The organism is Paludibacterium paludis, assembly GCF_018802605.1.
Taxonomy (GTDB): domain Bacteria; phylum Pseudomonadota; class Gammaproteobacteria; order Burkholderiales; family Chromobacteriaceae; genus Paludibacterium; species Paludibacterium paludis.
The window spans coordinates 209,046-229,054 of record NZ_CP069161.1; the positions used below are offsets into that span (position 1 = coordinate 209,046).

Genomic DNA, 20,009 nt, shown 5'->3' on the forward strand with positions numbered 1-20,009 from the left:
AGCGTAATTATATCATGTTGGATTTGTTATTCGCCGCGCTGGCCGGCGACCAGGCGTGACAGCTCGAGCGCGCTTTTGACGCCCATTTTGGCGAACACGCTCGCGCGGTGAACCTCCACGGTGCGCATGGTGATGTTCAGCTCGTCGGCGATCTGTTTGTTGAGTTTGCCGGACAGCACCTTGTCCATCACCTCGCGCTCGCGCGCGCTCAGGCGCGCAAGCCGGCTTTGCACGGCCTCCTGGGTTTCCTTGAGTCCGAGTCTGGCCTGGGCGATGGCCAACGCCTGCGCGATGCGTTCGAACAGCACGTCTTCACGGCAGGGTTTTTCCAGAAAATCGAACGCCCCGTTCTTGACCATGTCCACCGCGAGCGGAATATCGCCATGCCCGGAAAGAAACACCACGACGCGCTCGCTTTGCGCCGCGCGCAAGCGGTCGAAGGTTTCCGGTCCGCTCATGGCGGGCATCCGGACATCGAGAATCACGCAGCCCGCGCTGCGGCTCTCCGGCGCCGCGAGAAAGTCCTCGCCGCTTTCGTAGGTCGACACGGCAAACCCATGCGAACGCAACAGCAGGGACAGGGCGTCCCGGACATCGGCGTCATCGTCGACCAGAGCGACGGGAAGCGAAGTAAACGTGGTCATGACGGCAAGCTCACGGTGAATACCGCCCCGCCCTCAGGATGCGCGGCGACGCTAAGCTTGCCGTGGTGGTTCTCGACAACGGAACGGCAAATGCTCAGGCCCATGCCCATCCCCAGCGGTTTGGTGGTGTAAAACGCATCGAAAAGGCGCTCCGCCCCGGTCTGGTCGATGCCGTGTCCGCGATCGGCGACCGACACGATGATGCTGTCGCCGTTCAGGCGGCTGGTCACTTCGATATGACGGCGCTCGGCGCTCTGGCCTTCCACCGCGTCGAGCGCATTGCGGATCAGATTGAGCATCACCTGCTCGAGCAGGATCCGGTCTCCCTGGATGGACGGCAGATCACCGGCCAGCGACAAGGCGAGCCTGACGCCGCGGGCGCGCAGTTCGGGCGCGATCAGGCCGACGGCGTCTTCGATCACGCTGTCGATCGACACCGATTCGAGCAGGGGCGCGCGGCGCCGGACAAACTCGCGGATACGGCGCACCACCTCCGCCGCCCTGTGGGCCTGCTGGCCGATTTTTTCCAGGGTGGCGGCCAACTCGCCGCTGTCGCCCGCCTCGAGCAGGCGGCGGGCGGCGCCGGTGTAACTGCTCATCGCCATCAGCGGCTGGTTCAGTTCGTGGGCGAGCGTGGAGGCCATTTCGCCCATGGACACCAGGCGCGCGGTTTGCTGCAGCCGGGTTTCCTGTTCGCGCCGGAACGCCTCGGCCTGTTTTTGCTCGGTGACATCGATCACCGAGCTCATCCATCCGCGATGGCGTCCGAGCCGGTCGATCAGCGGCGCGGTATAGACTTTGGTGTGAACCACATGCCCGTCACGGTGCAGGATGCGCGCATCGAAACCCGAGGCGGGGGCCCGGCCTTCCAGCACTTCCTGATTGCGCCGCTGGTGCTCCTCCAGCGTATCCGGGTCCCAGTAAGGGTAGGGCGGCATGGCGCCGATCAGCGCCTCGGCGCTGAACCCCGTCATGCGGCAGAACGCCGGATTGGTATAAATGATGCGCCCCTGCAGGTCGCGCGCCCGCATGCCGACCGGCAGCGACTCTTCCATGGCCTGCCGGAACGCGTAGGCCTCTTCCAGGGCGCGTTCGGCGTTTTCCCGTCCCTGCACGTGGCGCTTGAGTCGCCACCAACTGAACAGCAGCGCGGCGGCCATCATGGCGACGGCGCCGATCAGGAGATTGCGCGCAAGTCCGCTGTTGTCGCGATAGGCGGTCACCTTAAGAGTCAGGCCGCGCCCGGGGGGATCGAACGCCATTTGCCAGGCCATGGCGCCGGCGCCGGGCCGGATGTTCAGTTGCGATTTGGCGGCGATGACCCGTTCGCTGCGATCCTGCAGCACGAGCTGGTATTTGGCCGCGAACCACCAGGGAACCTGTTGCTGGATCAGACGGGTGAGGGAAATCAGCGCGATGGCCGTGCCGTTCCCTTCGGCGATGATCTGCGCCACCACGGTATCCCGGTTCAGCGACAACGGTTCACTGTAGGCCGGCCGGCCTGTCAATTCGGCCAGGCGGCGGGAGTGGGCGAGCGATCCCGCGGCGGGACCGTTGCCGGGCCAGTGCGCGGCCAGCGCCGGGGTCGTGGGCGATTCGACACGCAACGCGATCACACCCGGACTCGCCTGCTGCAGCGCGGTGAACTGGTTGGTCAGATCGCGTTCGGTCAGGCTTCCGCTCTCGGCCGCGCGCGCCAGGGTCTTGAGGCGTTCCTGGGTCTGGTCGAGCTGGAAGCGCAAATTCTGTTCGATCCACAGGGCATCCGAGACCAGTGTCGCGCGCTGCTCCTCCCGCTCATCGACATGGGAATACCACAGCAGGCCGCCGACGGAGGCCACGAACAGCACAAGCGCGATGCGCGGCAGGATCCAGACCAGCCGGCGTGCGCGTTCCGGGGTGGGAGAAGGAGTAAAGAAGCTCATGCTTCGATGGTAATGCAATGACAACTTCATTGCCTTGTGGAAAACCGTAGTGTGCACCGCACTACGCGTAATCCACAATTGCCGCGGTGCCATGGATAATCCAAAAATCCAGCGAAAACAACGCGGTAACACCGCGAATACCGTTGCATTCCAGAGGAGAAACCATGATGAAACGCCGTGCCGTTCTGCTGTGCGCCGCCATCGCGCTGTGCGCCCCCCTGTCCGCTTTGGCGGATGCTCCCATCATCATCAAGTTCAGCCATGTGGTCGCCAATGACACGCCCAAGGGCAAGGCCGCCATGTACTTCAAGAAGCTCGCCGAAGAGCGCACGCACGGCCGGGTCAAGGTCGAGGTGTATCCGAACAGCCAGTTGTACAAGGACAAGGAAGAGATGGAGGCCCTGCAGCTTGGCGCCGTGCAGATGCTCGCGCCGTCGCTGGCGAAATTCGGGCCGCTGGGCGTCAAGGAGTTCGAAGCCTTCGATTTGCCGTATCTGTTCAACAGCTACGACGATGTCGCGCGCGTGATGCAGGGCAAGGTCGGGGCGAAACTGCTGGACAAGCTCGGCGGAAAAGGCATCAAGGGACTCGCGTACTGGGAGAACGGGTTCAAGAATTTTTCCGCGAACAAGCCGATCCATACTCCGGCGGATCTGAAAGGCGCGAAAATCCGCATCCAGAGTTCCAAAGTGCTGGACGAGGAGATGCGCGCGCTGGGCGCCCTGCCGCAGGTGATGGCGTTCTCCGAGGTGTATCAGGCGCTGCAGACCGGTGTGGTGGACGGCACCGAGCTTGAACCTTCGAATCTGTTCACCAGCAAATCCTATGAGGTGCAGAAGCACCTGACCCTGACCGGCCACGGTTTCCTCGGTTACGCGGTCATCGCCAACAAGAAATTCTGGGAAGGCTTGCCGGCCGATATCCGCGCCACGCTGGAAGGCGCCATGACGGATTCCACGATTTACGCCAACCAGATCGCCAAGCAGGAGAGCGACAAGGCCCTGGCCGCCATCAAGGCGTCCGGCAAAACCACGATCTATACACCGACCCCTGCCGAGCGGGAGGCGTTCCGTAAAGTCCTGCTACCCGTCCATGCCAAGATGCAGGATCGCATCGGTCGCGACCTGATCCAGGAAATCTATAAGGAAACCGGCTTCAAACCGGCCAAGTGACAGGCGTATGCGCGGGCGGGAAACGGCGGATTCCCGCTCGCCCGGAGGTGCACATGAAATACTTCAATCGGCTTGAGGAATACTTCATCGCCGTGCTGATGGCCGCGGCAACCCTGGTGATTTTCGCATCGGTGGTGCATCGCTATTTGTCCGGACTGGCGATTCCCGGTCTTCAGGACTGGCTGGTATCGATCAATATGTCGTGGGCCCAGGAGGCCTGCATTTATCTGTTTGTCTGGATGGCCAAGTTCGGCGCCGCCTACGGGGTGCGCACCGGCATTCATGTCGGTGTCGATGTGATGGTCAACCGCCTTGATGTGCGACTCCAACGCGGATTCGTGATTTTCGGACTGCTGGCCGGCGCGCTGTTCACCGGGGTGATCGCCTATTTCGGAGGGCGTTTTGTCTGGGAGCTGGCGTTCACCGATCAGACCTCGCCGGATCTCGAGTTGCCGATGTGGCTGGTGTACCTGGCCGTGCCCTGTGGCTCCTCGCTGATGTGCCTGCGGTTCCTTGAGGTGCTGTTCGGATTCCTGAAAACCGGCAGCGTGCCGCACCATGACGCGGCGCACGTGGCCGGAACCGCTGACGACCCGATGGAAGGAGGCGTGGTATGAGTCATGTTCTTGCCAGTCCGGCCAGGCCCTGGCCGGCCAGGGTGCCACTCATCCTGTTCGGTGTGCTGGCGGCCACCGCGTTGATCGGCGGCAACAAGGCGATCGTGTTTTGTCTGCTGATCGCGCTGATGCTCACCGGCATGCCCATTTCCATCGCGCTGGGCCTGACCGTGCTGATTTTCATGTTCACCATGACCTCGGTCCCGGTCGAGTCGGTGGCGCTCAAGTTGTTCACCGGTATCGAGAAGTTCGAAATCATGGCGATTCCGTTCTTCATCCTGGCGGGGAATTTTCTGACGCACGGCGGCGTGGCGCGGCGCATGATCGATTTCGCCACCTCGCTGGTCGGGCATTGGTACGGCGGGCTGGGTCTGGCCGCCGTGGTGGCCTGCGCGCTGTTCGCTTCCGTGTGCGGCTCGAGTGTTGCCACGGTGGTGGCCATCGGCGCGGTGATCCTGCCGGAAATGGAACGTCAGGGGTATCCCAAGCGTTTTGGCGCCGGCATCATCGCCACGTCGGGGGCGCTCGGCATCCTGATGTTGCCGTCGATCATCAAGGTGATCTACGCGGTGTCGACCAACACGTCGATCGGCGCGCTGTTCGTCGCGGGAGTGATCCCCGGCTTGCTGCTGACCGGCATGTTGTGTTTGACCACCTGGTATATCGCCAGAAAAAACAACTACCCCCGCATGGCTCGCGCCAGCTGGGCGGTCAGGTTCAAGGCCTTCCGCGAGAGCGCCTGGGGTCTGTTTCTGGTGGTCGTGGTGATCGGCGGGATCTATAGCGGCATTTTCACGCCGACCGAAGCGGCCGCGATGAGCGCGGTGTATTCCTTCTTCGTGTCGGTGTTCGTCTACAAGGATATGAAGCTGGCGCAGATTCCGCGGGTTCTGGTCGAGTCGGCGAGCATGAGCGCGATGCTGCTGTACATCATCACCAACGCGGTGCTGTTCTCCTTCCTGATGACCCACGAAAACATTCCGCAACTGATGGCGGACGGGTTGATGAATATGGGGCTCGCTCCGGTGGCCTTCCTTCTGGCGATCAATATCCTGCTGCTGTTGGCCGGCAATGTGATGGAGCCCAGCTCCATCGTGCTGATCATGGCGCCAATCCTGTTTCCGGTGGCGCAAAGCCTGGGCATCGATCCCATTCATCTGGGCATTCTGATCGTGGTGAACATGGAGGTCGGCCTTTGCCATCCTCCGGTCGGGTTGAATCTGTATGTGACCTCGGGCATTACGCGAATGGGCATCACCGAATTGACCGTCGCGGTCTGGCCATGGCTGCTGACCATGCTGGTGTTCCTTGTGATGGTGACGTACTGGCCCACGTTGTCCATCTGGTTGCCCAGGGCGCTCGGGATGATGTGATCGCTGTTACCGCCGCTAAACGCGAAGAGGCCCGCGATGGGCCTCTTTTCCATTCTGCCGCGAGCGCCGGGCCGGCCGCTCAGCGCGCTGGCGCTTCGGTGACGAAACCGATGCGTGTGACGCCGTTTCGCTGGGCGCTGGCGAGAATTTTCGCGACATGCTCGTAGGCCACCGCCTTGTCTGCGCGCAAATGCAGCTCGATCTTCGGGTTGGCTTGCGAGGCGGCCGCGAAGCGTTCGCCGAGCGATGCGGCTTCCACCGCGTCATTGTTCCAGTAGACCTTGCCCGCCGCATCGACCGCGACGCGGATCTCTTCCGGCTTGTCCTGATGGGCGGCCGCCGCCGCCGAGGGCAGGTCGAGCCGGACGGCGTTGGTCAGCAGCGGGGCGGTGATGATGAACACCACCAGCAGCACCAGCATGACATCGACCAGCGGTGTGGTGTTGATATCGGCCATCGGCGCCGACGAACCTTTCTCGAAACTACCGAATGCCATGGATTTCTCCTGCCTGGGTGAGCAATTGGGCATGCAGGTCATGGGCAAAATAGTCCATCTCCTGCGCCATCACGCGCTGCATGCGTGTCAGCGCGTTGTAGGCGAGCACCGCGGGAATCGCCGCCGCGAGTCCCGCCGCGGTGGCCACCAGCGCCTCTCCGATCGGCCCCGACACGGTGGCGATGGACACCTGGCCCTGCTGTCCGATGTTGACCAGCGCGTGATAGATGCCCCACACCGTGCCGAATAGCCCGATGAACGGCGCCGTCGAGCCAACCGAAGCGAGAAGGGTCATGCCGGACTCCTGTTTGCCGGTTTCCTGGGACAGGCTCTTGCGGATGGCGCGGGTCAGGAAATCATTCAGATTGCAGGCCTCGCCCAGCGAGCGATCCTTGTTCGCGTGGTAATGGCGCAGGGCGGCCAGGCCCGCGCGCGCGAGATTGGCATAGGAGGAGGCGGAGTCTCGCAGACTGCCTTCGGCCGCGCGCCAGTCGCTGGCCGACCACAGGGTGTGCTCGGTGGCCTTGTTGGCGCGGCTCGTTCGCCAGTGGCCGAAAAAGCGCACAAGGATGAGATACCAGGTCATCACCGACATGCCGGCGAGCAGAAGAAACACCGTGATGAGCACGGCGTCGCCTTGGTGGAAAACGGTCAGTAGATTCATGATTCAGGAGCTTTGCAAAGAAAAAACCACGGGAACAATGACGGATTCGGCGATGATTTCGTCGCCGCGCCTGGCGGGGGCGAACTTCCATTGTCGGACGGCCTCGGTCGCCGCGCGGTCGAGCCGCGGGTAACCGCTTGAACGCGACAGCGCGATATCCATCGCCTTGCCATCCTTGCCCACCATCACCTTGAGCAGAACCTTGCCTTCCTCTCCGAGTTCCCGGGACAGGGATGGGTACGACGGACGGGGATTATTCAGATAACCGGCCGAGAACAGCGGCGGAGTGACGGCGGACTCCGCGGCCTTGCCCTGGGCAGGACCGGGAGCGGTGGCCGGCGAGCCGTGAGCCTGTCCGGCGTGACTGCCTCCCTCCGCAACGGCCGGCACCGGCGCAGGCGCGGGTTTGGCGGCGGCGTGGCTGGTCGGCGTGGCCACCGGCTTGGCCTGCGGGGTCGGTATTTCCCGGCGGACCGGTTTGGGTGCGGGCGCCGGCGCCGGCGAAGCGGACCGCGCGGGGGCCGCGCTGGCGGGCGCGAGGCTGACCATTTCCATGCTGATCACCGACGGCGCGGTAACCAGACTGCCGGCGCTGGGGGAGGATATCCACCACACGCCGGCGGCATGCAGGCTGATGACCCCGGTCAGGGCTGCGGCGTGAAAGGCTCTGGTGTTCATACGTGAATGATAATGCAAACAATTACCATTTAAAATAGCGAAGGGGAAAAAGCCCCGGTTCTGAACGGTGGGCGGCGGGCGGCGCGATGGAGTTCTGATCGTGTATCTGTCTTGTTTTTTGCTGCTTAACCTACATATTCTGAAAAGCTGTCGCACGTCGCGGACAGCGCCTTAACGATTGGAATGCGAACCATGCAGCAGTTTGACGGAACCACGATCGTCTCCGTCCGCCGTGGAGGGCGCGTCGCGCTGGGCGGCGACGGCCAGGTCACGCTGGGCAACATTGTCATCAAATCGACGGCCCGCAAGATTCGCCGCCTGTATCACGATAAAGTGCTGGCGGGCTTCGCCGGTGGCACTGCCGATGCTTTCACCCTGTTCGAGCGCTTCGAGGCCAAACTGGAAAAACACCAGGGCCATCTGGTGCGCTCCGCGGTGGAACTGGCCAAGGACTGGCGAACCGACCGCATGCTCAGACGCCTCGAGGCGATGCTGATCGTGGCCGACAAGGAAAGCACGCTGGTCATCACCGGCAACGGCGATGTCCTGGAGCCGGAGCAGGGGATCGCCGCCATCGGTTCGGGTGGCGCCTTTGCCCAGTCCGCGGCACGCGCCCTGTTCGAGAATACCGAGATGGATCCGGCCGATATCGTCAAGAAGGCATTGGTGATAGCCGGCGATATTTGCATCTACACCAACCAGAACCATTTGATCGAATCGCTCGGGGAATGACCCGGGTGGCGGGACGCTCACCATGACCCAGATGACCCCTCAGGAAATCGTCCACGAGCTGGACAAACACATCATCGGCCAGAACGCTGCCAAGCGCGCGGTGGCCATCGCCTTGCGCAACCGCTGGCGCCGCCAGCAGGTCGAAGAACCGTTGCGCTCGGAAATCACGCCAAAGAACATTCTGATGATCGGCCCCACCGGCGTGGGCAAGACGGAGATCGCCCGCCGTCTTGCGCGGCTGGCCAATGCGCCCTTCATCAAGGTGGAGGCCACCAAGTTCACCGAGGTCGGTTATGTCGGCCGCGATGTGGACACGATCATTCGCGATCTGACCGAAGCGGCCATCAAGGATACCCGCGACGCGGCGATCAAGCGCAATCGCTATCGAGCCGAAGACGCGGCCGAAGAGCGCATTCTCGATGTGCTGCTGCCGCCGCCGGCGAAATCCGCCGGATTCTTCGCCGGCGAGCCCGCCGCGGAAAAGAGCGAAGACTCGGCGACGCGCCAGAAATTCCGCAAGATGCTGCGCGAGGGCAAGCTCGACGACAAGGAAATCGAAATCGAATTGGCCGAGCCGCAGGCCCGCATGGAAATCATGGCGCCTCCCGGGATGGAGGATTTTTCCAGTCAGTTGCAAAGCATGTTCCAGGGAATGGGCGCCGGACGCAAGAAGGCGCGCAAGGTGAAGGTCGCCGAAGCGTTGCGGCTTGTCGTCGAGGAGGAAGCGGCCAAGCTGGTTAATGAAGAAGAGATCAAGCTTGAAGCGCTGAAACTCGTCGAGCAGAACGGCATCGTGTTCATCGACGAGATCGACAAGGTCGCCAGCCGTTCCGAAGGACATGGCGCCGACGTGTCGCGCGCCGGCGTGCAGCGCGATCTTTTGCCGCTGGTGGAAGGAACCACGGTGACCACCAAGTACGGCATGGTGAAAACCGACCATATCCTGTTCATTGCGTCGGGCGCCTTTCACCTGGCCAAGCCTTCCGATCTGATTCCGGAACTGCAGGGACGTTTCCCGATCCGCGTCGAACTGTCGTCTCTCTCGGTGGAGGATTTCCGTCAGATCCTGACCAGCACCGACGCGTGCCTGACGCGCCAGTACCAGGCGCTGCTCGCGACCGAGGGCGTAGAACTCGATTTCACGGACAGCGGCATCGAGCGCCTGGCCGAAATCGCCTGGGAGGTCAACGAGAAGACCGAGAACATCGGAGCCCGGCGTCTTTACACCGTGATCGAGAAATTGCTTGAAGAAGTCTCCTTCGATGCGCGCCCGGGCCGGTTCGAGGTGGATGGCGCCTACGTCGACAGCAAGCTGGAGGCGTTGTCGCAACGCGAGGATCTTGCCCGTTACGTGCTCTGATCCCTGGTGCTCCGAGGAGGACATCGCGCCCTTCCGGCGGTTTTGCCGGGAGGGCGCGTTGTTTTGTGGCGGGAGGAAATGTGTATACAGGGGGTGTTTTGGGGAAATTTGGGTTAAAAAAGGGGTTGCGGTAAAAAAATCGTGGGAGGGGAGGGGCCGGGCGGGGGATTTTCGTGGTGAGGGGAGGTTTTTTGTGAAAGTTTAAAGTATTGGATAATCAGTGGGTTGAGTGATAAAACCTGTGAATTGGCGGTTTTTCCGCAAAACGGGAGTTGACGGGTGTGGGTTTGGGGGGTATAGTTCGCTTCCTCTGCTGCAGCGAAGAGCGCGGCGCCGATCTTTAATAATGCGAATAACCGATAGGTGTGAGTGTTTGGCGAAGCCGACACTTGCACGGCAAGACAGAAATGAACCTGGTTTTGTTTCTTTGATCTTGCGTGCCAGAAGTAAAGTTAGCGATTGAACTGAAGAGTTTGATCCTGGCTCAGATTGAACGCTGGCGGCATGCTTTACACATGCAAGTCGAACGGCAGCACAGGAGCTTGCTCCGGGTGGCGAGTGGCGAACGGGTGAGTAATGCGTCGGAACGTGCCGGGTAATGGGGGATAACGCAGCGAAAGTTGTGCTAATACCGCATACGCTCTGAGGAGGAAAGCGGGGGACCTTCGGGCCTCGCGTTATCCGAGCGGCCGACGTCTGATTAGCTAGTTGGGGGGGTAAAGGCCCACCAAGGCGACGATCAGTAGCGGGTCTGAGAGGATGATCCGCCACACTGGGACTGAGACACGGCCCAGACTCCTACGGGAGGCAGCAGTGGGGAATTTTGGACAATGGGGGCAACCCTGATCCAGCCATGCCGCGTGTCTGAAGAAGGCCTTCGGGTTGTAAAGGACTTTTGTCGGGGAGCAAATCCTGCCTGTGAATAGCGGGTGGGGATGAGAGTACCTGAAGAATAAGCACCGGCTAACTACGTGCCAGCAGCCGCGGTAATACGTAGGGTGCAAGCGTTAATCGGAATTACTGGGCGTAAAGCGTGCGCAGGCGGTTGGACAAGCTTGATGTGAAAGCCCCGGGCTTAACCTGGGAACGGCATTGAGGACTGTTCAGCTAGAGTACGTCAGAGGGGGGTAGAATTCCACGTGTAGCAGTGAAATGCGTAGAGATGTGGAGGAATACCGATGGCGAAGGCAGCCCCCTGGGATGATACTGACGCTCATGCACGAAAGCGTGGGGAGCAAACAGGATTAGATACCCTGGTAGTCCACGCCCTAAACGATGTCAATTAGCTGTTGGGGGTTTGAATCCTTGGTAGCGTAGCTAACGCGTGAAATTGACCGCCTGGGGAGTACGGCCGCAAGGTTAAAACTCAAAGGAATTGACGGGGACCCGCACAAGCGGTGGATGATGTGGATTAATTCGATGCAACGCGAAGAACCTTACCTGCTCTTGACATGCCAGGAACGCTGCTGAGAGGCGGCGGTGCCCGAAAGGGAGCCTGGACACAGGTGCTGCATGGCTGTCGTCAGCTCGTGTCGTGAGATGTTGGGTTAAGTCCCGCAACGAGCGCAACCCTTGTCATTAGTTGCCATCATTAAGTTGGGCACTCTAATGAGACTGCCGGTGACAAACCGGAGGAAGGTGGGGATGACGTCAAGTCCTCATGGCCCTTATGAGCAGGGCTTCACACGTCATACAATGGTCGGTACAGAGGGTCGCGAAGCCGCGAGGTGGAGCCAATCTCATAAAGCCGATCGTAGTCCGGATCGCACTCTGCAACTCGAGTGCGTGAAGTCGGAATCGCTAGTAATCGCAGATCAGCATGCTGCGGTGAATACGTTCCCGGGTCTTGTACACACCGCCCGTCACACCATGGGAGTGGGGGATACCAGAAGTGGGTAGGCTAACCGCAAGGAGGCCGCTTACCACGGTATGCTTCATGACTGGGGTGAAGTCGTAACAAGGTAGCCGTAGGGGAACCTGCGGCTGGATCACCTCCTTTCTAGAGAATGGCGACGTCAAGCGCTCACAACCTATCGGTTATTCGGAAGTTGGCAAGTAGAGACTGGGTTTGTAGCTCAGCCGGTTAGAGCACCGTCTTGATAAGGCGGGGGTCGTTGGTTCGAGTCCAACCAGACCCACCAGGACTCTGAAGGGGGGCATAGCTCAGTTGGGAGAGCACCTGCTTTGCAAGCAGGGGGTCGTCGGTTCGATCCCGTCTGCCTCCACCACAGTGCAAATCAAAGAGGATGGGAAGGGATCCGTCGTTTTTGATTTGCGTTGTAGCCAACGCGTTGATCTTTAACAAATTGAGAAGCTGATATGTAAAGTTCACCGATCCGGAGGAATCCGGGTGGGTGCGACTTGGGTAGATGATTGTATCGACGTGACGGTCTTGAAGGGGATCGTGACGTGTCGCGAAACTGGAGTCTGGGTGGTTTAGGCTGTTCAGATGATAGGGTCAAGCGATTAAGTGCATCTGGTGGATGCCTTGGCGATCACAGGCGATGAAGGACGTGCAAGCCTGCGAAAAGCGTGGGGGAGTTGGCAATGGAACATTGATCCCACGATGTCCGAATGGGGAAACCCGGCCCTTAGGGGTCATCCCTTCCTGAATATATAGGGAAGGCGAAGCGAACGCGGAGAACTGAAACATCTAAGTACCCGCAGGAAAAGAAATCAACCGAGATTCCGCCAGTAGTGGCGAGCGAAAGCGGAATAGCCTGTACGAGATAGTCGCGGCGTTAGTGGAAGGCTCTGGAAAGGGCGGCCATAGTGGGTGATAGCCCCGTACACGAAAACGTGGCGATGAGACTAGGCGTACGAGAAGTAGGGCGGGACACGCGAAATCCTGTCTGAAGATGGGGGGACCATCCTCCAAGGCTAAATACTCGTGATCGACCGATAGTGAACCAGTACCGTGAGGGAAAGGCGAAAAGAACCCCGGGAGGGGAGTGAAATAGAACCTGAAACCGGATGCATACAAACAGTGGGAGCCCTTGAAAAATGGGGTGACTGCGTACCTTTTGTATAATGGGTCAGCGACTTACGTTCAGTAGCGAGCTTAACCGAATAGGGGAGGCGTAGGGAAACCGAGTCCGAACAGGGCGACTGAGTTGCTGGGCGTAGACCCGAAACCGAGTGATCTATCCATGGCCAGGATGAAGGTGCGGTAACACGCACTGGAGGTCCGAACCCACTAGTGTTGCAAAACTAGGGGATGAGCTGTGGATAGGGGTGAAAGGCTAAACAAACTCGGAGATAGCTGGTTCTCCCCGAAAACTATTTAGGTAGTGCCTCATGTATCACTTCCGGGGGTAAAGCACTGTTATGGCTAGGGGGTCATTGCGACTTACCAAACCATGGCAAACTCTGAATACCGGAAAGTGCGAGCATGGGAGACAGACGGTGGGTGCTAACGTCCATCGTCAAGAGGGAAACAACCCAGACCGCCAGCTAAGGTCCCAAATGATAAGCTAAGTGGTAAACGAGGTGGGAAGGCACAGACAGCCAGGATGTTGGCTTAGAAGCAGCCATCATTTAAAGAAAGCGTAATAGCTCACTGGTCGAGTCGTCCTGCGCGGAAGATGTAACGGGGCTCAAGCTTATAACCGAAGCTGCGGATGTGACTTAGGTCACGTGGTAGGGGAGCGTTCTGTAGGTCTGTGAAGGTGTCCTGAGAGGGATGCTGGAGATATCAGAAGTGCGAATGCTGACATGAGTAGCGATAAAGCGGGTGAAAAGCCCGCTCGCCGAAAGCCCAAGGTTTCCTACGCAACGTTCATCGGCGTAGGGTGAGTCGGCCCCTAAGGCGAGGCAGAAATGCGTAGTCGATGGGAAACGGGTCAATATTCCCGTACTTTTGCAAGGTGCGATGTGGGGACGGAGAAGGTTAGGTCAGCGGCCTGTTGGAATAGGTCGTTCAAGCTGGTAGACGGGCGTGGCAGGCAAATCCGCCGCGCTGTTAACGTCGAGAGGTGATAACGAGGGTCTACGGACCTGAAGTGACTGATACCCCGCTTCCAGGAAAAGCCACTAAGCTTCAGCCTTGCAAAAACCGTACCGCAAACCGACACAGGTGGGCAGGATGAAAATTCCAAGGCGCTTGAGAGAACTCAGGAGAAGGAACTCGGCAAATTGATACCGTAACTTCGGGAGAAGGTATGCCCCGGTAGATTGTAGAGCCTCGCGCTCGAAGGTCGAAGGGGTCGCAGAGAATCGGTGGCTGCGACTGTTTATCAAAAACACAGCACTGTGCCAACACGAAAGTGGACGTATACGGTGTGACGCCTGCCCGGTGCCGGAAGGTTAAGTGATGGGGTGCAAGCTCTTGATCGAAGCCCCGGTAAACGGCGGCCGTAACTATAACGGTCCTAAGGTAGCGAAATTCCTTGTCGGGTAAGTTCCGACCCGCACGAATGGCGTAACGATGGCCACACTGTCTCCTCCTGAGACTCAGCGAAGTTGAAATGTTTGTGAAGATGCAATCTCCCCGCTGCTAGACGGAAAGACCCCGTGAACCTTTACTGTAGCTTTGCATTGGACTTTGAACAGACTTGTGTAGGATAGGTGGGAGGCTGGGAAGTGTGGACGCCAGTTCGCATGGAGCCGCCCTTGAAATACCACCCTGGTGTGTTTGAGGTTCTAACCTTGGTCCGTGATCCGGATTGGGGACAGTGCATGGTAGGCAGTTTGACTGGGGCGGTCTCCTCCCAAAGTGTAACGGAGGAGTTCGAAGGTCACCTAGGTACGGTCGGAAATCGTGCTGATAGTGCAATGGCAAAAGGTGGCTTGACTGCGAGACCGACAAGTCGAGCAGGTGCGAAAGCAGGACATAGTGATCCGGTGGTTCTGAATGGAAGGGCCATCGCTCAACGGATAAAAGGTACTCCGGGGATAACAGGCTGATTCCGCCCAAGAGTTCACATCGACGGCGGAGTTTGGCACCTCGATGTCGGCTCATCACATCCTGGGGCTGTAGCCGGTCCCAAGGGTATGGCTGTTCGCCATTTAAAGTGGTACGTGAGCTGGGTTCAAAACGTCGTGAGACAGTTTGGTCCCTATCTGCAGTGGGCGTTGGAAGTTTGACGGGGGCTGCTCCTAGTACGAGAGGACCGGAGTGGACGAACCTCTGGTGTACCGGTTGTCACGCCAGTGGCATTGCCGGGTAGCTAAGTTTGGAAGAGATAACCGCTGAAAGCATCTAAGCGGGAAACTCGCCTGAAGATGAGACTTCCCTGGAGGCTTGACCTCCCTGAAGAGTCGTTCGAGACCAGGACGTTGATAGGTCGGGTGTGGAAGCGCTGTGAGGCGTTAAGCTAACCGATACTAATGGCTCGTGAGGCTTGATCCTATCATTTGAACAGCTTGGGTGAGCCCAGGCTGGCGACGCGATGCGTCATCGACCCGATACATACTCCCGCGACGCGCGGGCGGCTTCTTGATTTGTTGACAGTTTATGTCTGGCGGCCATAGCGAGGTGGTCCCACGCCTTCCCATCCCGAACAGGACCGTGAAACGCCTTAGCGCCGATGATAGTGCGGTATTCGCCGTGTGAAAGTAGGACACCGCCAGACTCCCCCCTCCAAGCCCTGACCCTACGGTCAGGGCTTTTGGTTTTTATTCCGGCTGTGTTTCGGGCTATTGCCGATTGTCTACACTATCCTGAAGTTTGACAAAGCCGGCATTCACCGGCATGATGATTCGACCATGACGAATCGTGTTGACCTCCCCGTTGCCAACTACAGCAACTATTATTATCCGGTGTGCCGCAAGGCGCTCCGGAGGGCCGCATTCGTCCAATAATCATTGAGAATGACCGTTCCCGGGCCGCCTGAGAAGGCGGCCTTGTCATTTTCACCGTCCTTATCTCGCGCGTTTTCCGGTCACGGTCCACCTGACAAAGGGACTGACATGACCTCATCCGCGCGATCCTCCTGGGGATCGAAACTCGGTTTCATCTTCGCCGCCGCTGGCTCCGCCATCGGACTTGGCGCCATCTGGAAATTTCCCTACGTCACCGCCATGAACGGCGGCGGCGCATTCCTGGTGCTGTTCCTGTTTTTCAGTTTCACGCTGGGCCTCGCCCAGATGGTGGTCGAGTTCACGCTCGGCCGCCATGCCCGCCGCGGGCCTGTCGGCATGTTCCGCGCCCTGGCCGGCGGTGCTTGGCCGCTGGTCGGCATGATGGGCATTCTTGCCGGTTTTGTGCTCTACAGCTTCTACAGCGTGGTGGGCGGATGGACGCTGGGCTACGTCGCCCTGGCCGTCAAAGGCGATGTGCTGGTGCGCGATGCGGCGCAGTTGGGCCGACTGTTCGACGGTTATGCCAAGGATCCGCTCTGGCCTGTGCTCAGTCATGGTGTCTTTGTCCTCGCGACCCTGGGCATCGTGGTGGCGGGGATCGAAAAGGGCATCGAACGGGCGGGCAAACTATTGATGCCTGCGCTGTTCGGCATCATGCTGATCCTGATCGCCCGCTCTTTGACGCTTCCTCACGCCATCGAGGGTGTGCGGGCTTTTTTCATGCCGGACTTTTCCAAGGTATCGCCTTCCATGGTGGTGGATGCGCTGGGGCTGGCCTTCTTTTCCCTGTCGCTGGGCACCGGCGGCATGATCGCGTACGGTTCCTACGTCAAGGAAAAAACGCCGGTGTTCAACGCGGCGATCTGGGTGGTGGGTTTGTCGACGGTGGTGGCGCTGCTGTCCGGCCTGATGATTTTTCCGGCGCTGTTCGCCTTTGGATTGAACCCGGCTGCGGGGCCGGGACTGACGTTCATGACGATGCCGATCGTGTTCGCCAGCCTGCCCTTCGGCCAGTTCTTCGCGATTGCCTTCTTCGCGCTGCTCGCCGTGGCGGCGCTGACGTCCTCGGTGTCGATGCTGGAGTTGATCGCCACGTTGTTTCTTGATGAATTCGGATTTCAGCGCCGTCCGGTGATACTCGGTCTTTCCGCCGCTGTTTTTGTGTGCGGGATCCCCGCGTCGCTGTCCTTCGGGCCATGGCATGACATTACCGTTTTCGGAAAAACGCTGTTCGAGGCGATGGATTACAGTGTGTCCAACCTGATGATGCCGTTGGGCGGTATCGCCGTGGCGTTGTTCGCCGGCTGGCGGGTATGGCCGGCGATCGAGTCGGGAAGCGGGTTGGCCGGTGCGCGCCTCATGGCGCTCAAATGGAGTTGCCGTGTGGTGGCGCCGGTCGGTATCACGGTGATTTTGCTGAAAAATCTTTGATTGGCGCGCGGCCTTCGGACGTCTGGCGATGCACAATGGATATTGTATAATATCGCTTGACGACCGAACGCTCTCAAGGCATTCTTGTCATCTATGACGACACATTTCCTGACCCTTTCCTGCTGCTCCGGCAACTGGTGGTGGCGCCCCTGACAGGCGGCGCACCGGGTCACGACCCCGTCACAGGCCGCCGGAACTGGCGGCCTTGTCTTTTGTTCTTCACCGCATTTCCGGCGTGCCCGAATCAGTTCGGTTATCAACAATGGAGAATGCGTGATGTCCCGATCCCAATGGGGTTCCAAACTGGGTTTCATCCTGGCGTCTGCGGGTTCCGCAGTCGGTCTGGGGGCGATCTGGAAATTTCCTTACGTGACGGCCACGAACGGCGGTGGAGCGTTCTTGCTGATTTTTCTGGCGATCACGTTCACGATGGGCTTCGCGCTGCTTCTGGCCGAGTTCGCGATCGGCCGGGCGGTGGCCTCGGGCGCGGTCGGCGCGTTCCGGGCGCTGGGCAATCGCCGCTGGTCGGCCATCGGCTACATCGGTGTGCTGTGCTGTTTTCTGATCCTGTCGTTTTACAGCGTGGTGGGCGGATGGACGATCGGGTATCTGGTGCGGGCGCTCGATGGTCGCGTGATGACCAGTGACAGCCAGGCTCTGGGTTCCCTGTTTGGAAGCTATGTCGGCAATCCGGTCGAACCGCTGATCACGCACGGGATCTTTGCCCTGCTGACTCTGCTCGTGGTGATGTCCGGCGTGCAAAAGGGTATCGAGCGGGCCGGCAAGGTGCTGATGCCCGGTCTCTTCATCCTGATGCTGGTGCTGATCGCGCGCTCGCTGACGCTGCCGCATGCCATCGATGGTGTGATGGCCTTCTTCGCGCCTGACTTCACGAAGGTCAATCCGGGGATGCTGGTCGATGCCATGGGACTGGCGTTTTTTCATCTGTCGGTCGGGGCCGGGTGCATGCTGGCGTACGGTTCCTACCTTGACCGCCAGACCTCGCTGACCCAGGTCGGCGCCTGGGTGACGGGACTGTCCACCGTGACCGCCGTTCTCGCCGGGTTGATGATTTTTCCGGCGGTGGTATCTTTCGGGCTCAACCCGGCTGCCGGCCCCGGTTTGACCTACATGACCATGCCGGTGGTGTTCACCAGGCTGCCGTTCGGCCAGCTGTTCGCTGTGGCGTTCTTCGCCTTGCTGCTGCTTGCCGCGCTGATGTCCGCCGTTTCCTTGCTGGAACAACTGGTGGTGTTGCCCATTGATGAATGGAAACTGCCGCGCAAACCGGTGACGGTGGGTGTGACCTTGCTGATTTTCCTGATGGGTATTCCGGCATCGCTGTCGTTCGGTCCCTGGGCGTCATACACTTTTCACGGAAAAACCGTGTTCCAGCTGATGGACTACGCGTCATCCAATGTGCTGCTGCCGCTGGGCGGCATCGGCACGGCGCTGTTCGCCGGCTGGAAGATCTGGCCCCTGATGGCCGGTGAGCTGGCGCTGCCGCGCGCCATCGAGCCCGCTCTGAAGTGGACTTACCGGGTGGCGGCGCCCTGCCTGATCGCCTTGATCATGCTCTACAACCTTTGATTCCGGAAAAAACGGCCGCCCAGCGCACATCGCAGGGCGGCCGTGGTCGTATCAGGCGCCGTGGAACGGGTACTTGGCGCTGATGTCGATGGACTGCCGGGTAAAGATGTCGTTGGTCAGTGCGTCTGTCGTGCTCATTACCTGTTCGACCATACTGCGGCTGAAGGCGTCGAGCTTTTTCTGGGCCGCTTTCGGGTCTTTGGCCTGAATGCGCAGATACTCTTTTTCGAATGCCGTCTGCTGCTCGCGCAGGCTCGCGTTCAATTTGGCATAACCGGCTTTGACTATCGGCCCGTATTTCGGAAAGTCCTGCATGGCGAGCACCTGCAGCTTGCGGAATTTCCACCACGCTGACCGATTGTCCGCCTTGTCTTCGGCGATTTGCCAGGTTTCCGGTACCGGACTGCCCTGATAGAACGGAACGTAGATGCCCAGCGCCGTCATTCCCAGCGCCAGGTACTCGATGTTGGCGATCGGCAACGGCAGATTGTCGCGAAGCGCGAGGACATGCGATTGTTGTGTGCGGAACACCGAAATCGGCCGGTAACGGGTTTTGGGGTTTTGTGTGGTGTATGGGTCGTGTTCGCTGCCTTCATAATGGTTCTGCAGCGCGCCTTGCACATCATCGGCCGACAGTTTGCGGTCGGGTTTGAGGAAGACCGGCGAGTTGCCGGTGAGATAATCCCGGTTGACGTAGCTGGGGGTGAATTTGCCCTGCAAGGTCCAGACGCGGTAGTAATTATAAGTGGCATCGTTGGCGACATCGGCCGTATAGGCCTTGAACACGTTGAACTTGCCGTCGGTGCGTTTTTCGGCGAGCCCGTGGCCGACCGCGAACTCGGCGAGATCTCTGGAGGCCATGACATTGCGGGTGTCGGTCAGGTCGACCTCATGCAGTCGGCCCTGGTTGGCCGACACAAAATACACCTCGTCGGGAATGCGGACGGCGATCCAGCGATGGCCGCCGGCGTTTTCCAGGTACCAGGCTTCATGTTTGTCGGCGAACGCGATGCCGAAGCCTTCGCCGGATCCTTGCGTCTCGATGATTTTCCCCAAGAGTTCCACTCCCTGGCGGGCGGAGGTGATTTGCGGAAGGATCACGCTGGTGACCGAGCTTTCGGTGATGCCGCTTTCCTTGTTGTAAGGGTCGGCGGCCAGCGCTTTGGCGCTGCTGTAGATCGATTCGGTGGCCGACAGGGTCACGCCGGCGGTGTTGAAGCCGGCCTCTTCATAGGAGATGCCCTTGCCGTCGAAGTCGGGAATCCCGGTGTAGCTCATGGCGCCGGCCGGCATCGGGTAGGCGAACTTGTTCTCCACGGAGCGGAACGTGAACGCCTTGGCGACGGCCGCGTGGCGGAGGTAGTGGACCGGGTGATTGCCCAATCCTCCGTCGACATTGCGGCCGATGAGTATGGAGCCGTCGGCGGAGGCTTTCTTTCCGACGATCACGGTTGTGCAGGCAAACGAGGTGGCGCAGGACAAGCCAAGCATGGCGATGACGATTTTCTTCAGCATTTTTCATACC

13 protein-coding genes, 2 tRNA genes and 3 rRNA genes are annotated in these 20,009 nt (G+C 59.8%); 12 read left to right on the top strand and 6 right to left on the bottom strand.

Going from position 1 to position 20,009, the window contains the following annotated elements:
- Positions 1 to 26: 26 nt before the first annotated feature.
- On the bottom strand, positions 27 to 644 hold the full coding sequence (locus JNO50_RS00910) for a response regulator transcription factor (protein WP_189532878.1): 618 nt from the start codon (positions 642 to 644) through the stop codon (positions 27 to 29).
- A complete protein-coding gene (locus tag JNO50_RS00915) occupies positions 641 to 2,569 on the bottom strand; it encodes a sensor histidine kinase (RefSeq protein WP_189532880.1) in 1,929 nt (642 codons plus the stop codon). The genes JNO50_RS00910 and JNO50_RS00915 overlap by 4 nt, the downstream gene beginning before the upstream one ends.
- Positions 2,570 to 2,736: 167 nt before the next feature.
- Between JNO50_RS00915 and JNO50_RS00920 the strand changes: the two genes are divergently transcribed.
- From JNO50_RS00920 to JNO50_RS00930, 3 genes are read left to right on the top strand one after another with little or no spacing between them, the layout of a single operon-like run.
- Positions 2,737 to 3,741 (top strand): TRAP transporter substrate-binding protein, encoded by a 1,005-nt coding sequence (locus JNO50_RS00920; RefSeq protein WP_189532922.1) that lies wholly within the window; start codon positions 2,737 to 2,739, stop codon positions 3,739 to 3,741.
- A gap of 53 nt (positions 3,742 to 3,794) precedes the next feature.
- The gene (locus JNO50_RS00925) at positions 3,795 to 4,358 is read left to right on the top strand and encodes a TRAP transporter small permease (RefSeq protein WP_189532882.1); all 564 of its coding nucleotides are present in this window, start codon (positions 3,795 to 3,797) and stop codon (positions 4,356 to 4,358) included.
- Entirely contained in the window at positions 4,355 to 5,731 is a 1,377-nt protein-coding gene (locus JNO50_RS00930) for a TRAP transporter large permease (RefSeq protein ID WP_189532884.1), read from the top strand. Before JNO50_RS00925 ends, JNO50_RS00930 begins: the two co-directional genes overlap by 4 nt.
- A gap of 79 nt (positions 5,732 to 5,810) precedes the next feature.
- On the opposite strand, the gene JNO50_RS00935 is transcribed toward JNO50_RS00930, so the two are convergent.
- Genes JNO50_RS00935 through JNO50_RS00945 form a run of 3 tightly spaced genes read right to left on the bottom strand, consistent with a single transcriptional unit; the run spans position 5,811 to position 7,569 of the window.
- The gene (locus tag JNO50_RS00935; RefSeq protein ID WP_189532886.1) at positions 5,811 to 6,227 is read right to left on the bottom strand and encodes an ExbD/TolR family protein; all 417 of its coding nucleotides are present in this window, start codon (positions 6,225 to 6,227) and stop codon (positions 5,811 to 5,813) included.
- Positions 6,214 to 6,891 (bottom strand): MotA/TolQ/ExbB proton channel family protein, encoded by a 678-nt coding sequence (locus JNO50_RS00940; RefSeq protein WP_189532888.1) that lies wholly within the window; start codon positions 6,889 to 6,891, stop codon positions 6,214 to 6,216. Before JNO50_RS00940 ends, JNO50_RS00935 begins: the two co-directional genes overlap by 14 nt.
- A 3-nt stretch (positions 6,892 to 6,894) precedes the next feature.
- The gene (locus tag JNO50_RS00945) at positions 6,895 to 7,569 is read right to left on the bottom strand and encodes an energy transducer TonB (RefSeq protein ID WP_189532890.1); all 675 of its coding nucleotides are present in this window, start codon (positions 7,567 to 7,569) and stop codon (positions 6,895 to 6,897) included.
- Positions 7,570 to 7,761: 192 nt separating this feature from the next.
- Between JNO50_RS00945 and hslV the strand changes: the two genes are divergently transcribed.
- The 9 genes from hslV to JNO50_RS00990 all read left to right on the top strand — a co-directional run bounded on the left by hslV (position 7,762) and on the right by JNO50_RS00990 (position 18,484).
- The gene (gene hslV / locus JNO50_RS00950; protein WP_189532892.1) at positions 7,762 to 8,301 is read left to right on the top strand and encodes an ATP-dependent protease subunit HslV; all 540 of its coding nucleotides are present in this window, start codon (positions 7,762 to 7,764) and stop codon (positions 8,299 to 8,301) included.
- 22 nt (positions 8,302 to 8,323) lie between these two features.
- Positions 8,324 to 9,661 (top strand): ATP-dependent protease ATPase subunit HslU, encoded by a 1,338-nt coding sequence (gene hslU, locus JNO50_RS00955; RefSeq protein ID WP_189532894.1) that lies wholly within the window; start codon positions 8,324 to 8,326, stop codon positions 9,659 to 9,661.
- Positions 9,662 to 10,122: 461 nt separating this feature from the next.
- Positions 10,123 to 11,660, top strand: a 16S ribosomal RNA gene (locus JNO50_RS00960).
- 65 nt (positions 11,661 to 11,725) lie between these two features.
- A tRNA-Ile gene (locus tag JNO50_RS00965) sits at positions 11,726 to 11,802 on the top strand.
- An 11-nt stretch (positions 11,803 to 11,813) separates the two neighbouring features.
- A tRNA-Ala gene (locus tag JNO50_RS00970) sits at positions 11,814 to 11,889 on the top strand.
- A gap of 228 nt (positions 11,890 to 12,117) precedes the next feature.
- A 23S ribosomal RNA gene (locus JNO50_RS00975) occupies positions 12,118 to 15,011 on the top strand.
- A gap of 108 nt (positions 15,012 to 15,119) precedes the next feature.
- Positions 15,120 to 15,234, top strand: a 5S ribosomal RNA gene (gene rrf, locus JNO50_RS00980).
- The 16S, 23S and 5S rRNA genes sit together here with 2 tRNA genes alongside, the layout of an rRNA operon.
- 337 nt (positions 15,235 to 15,571) lie before the next feature.
- On the top strand, positions 15,572 to 16,894 hold the full coding sequence (locus JNO50_RS00985) for a sodium-dependent transporter (protein ID WP_189536789.1): 1,323 nt from the start codon (positions 15,572 to 15,574) through the stop codon (positions 16,892 to 16,894).
- A 276-nt stretch (positions 16,895 to 17,170) separates the two neighbouring features.
- Complete coding sequence (locus JNO50_RS00990; protein WP_189536791.1) at positions 17,171 to 18,484, top strand: sodium-dependent transporter; 1,314 nt, start codon at positions 17,171 to 17,173, stop codon at positions 18,482 to 18,484.
- Positions 18,485 to 18,535: 51 nt separating this feature from the next.
- On the opposite strand, the gene JNO50_RS00995 is transcribed toward JNO50_RS00990, so the two are convergent.
- Positions 18,536 to 19,999: a C69 family dipeptidase gene (locus JNO50_RS00995; protein WP_189536793.1), complete on the bottom strand. Its 1,464-nt coding sequence runs from the start codon at positions 19,997 to 19,999 to the stop codon at positions 18,536 to 18,538.
- Positions 20,000 to 20,009: the final 10 nt, after the last annotated feature.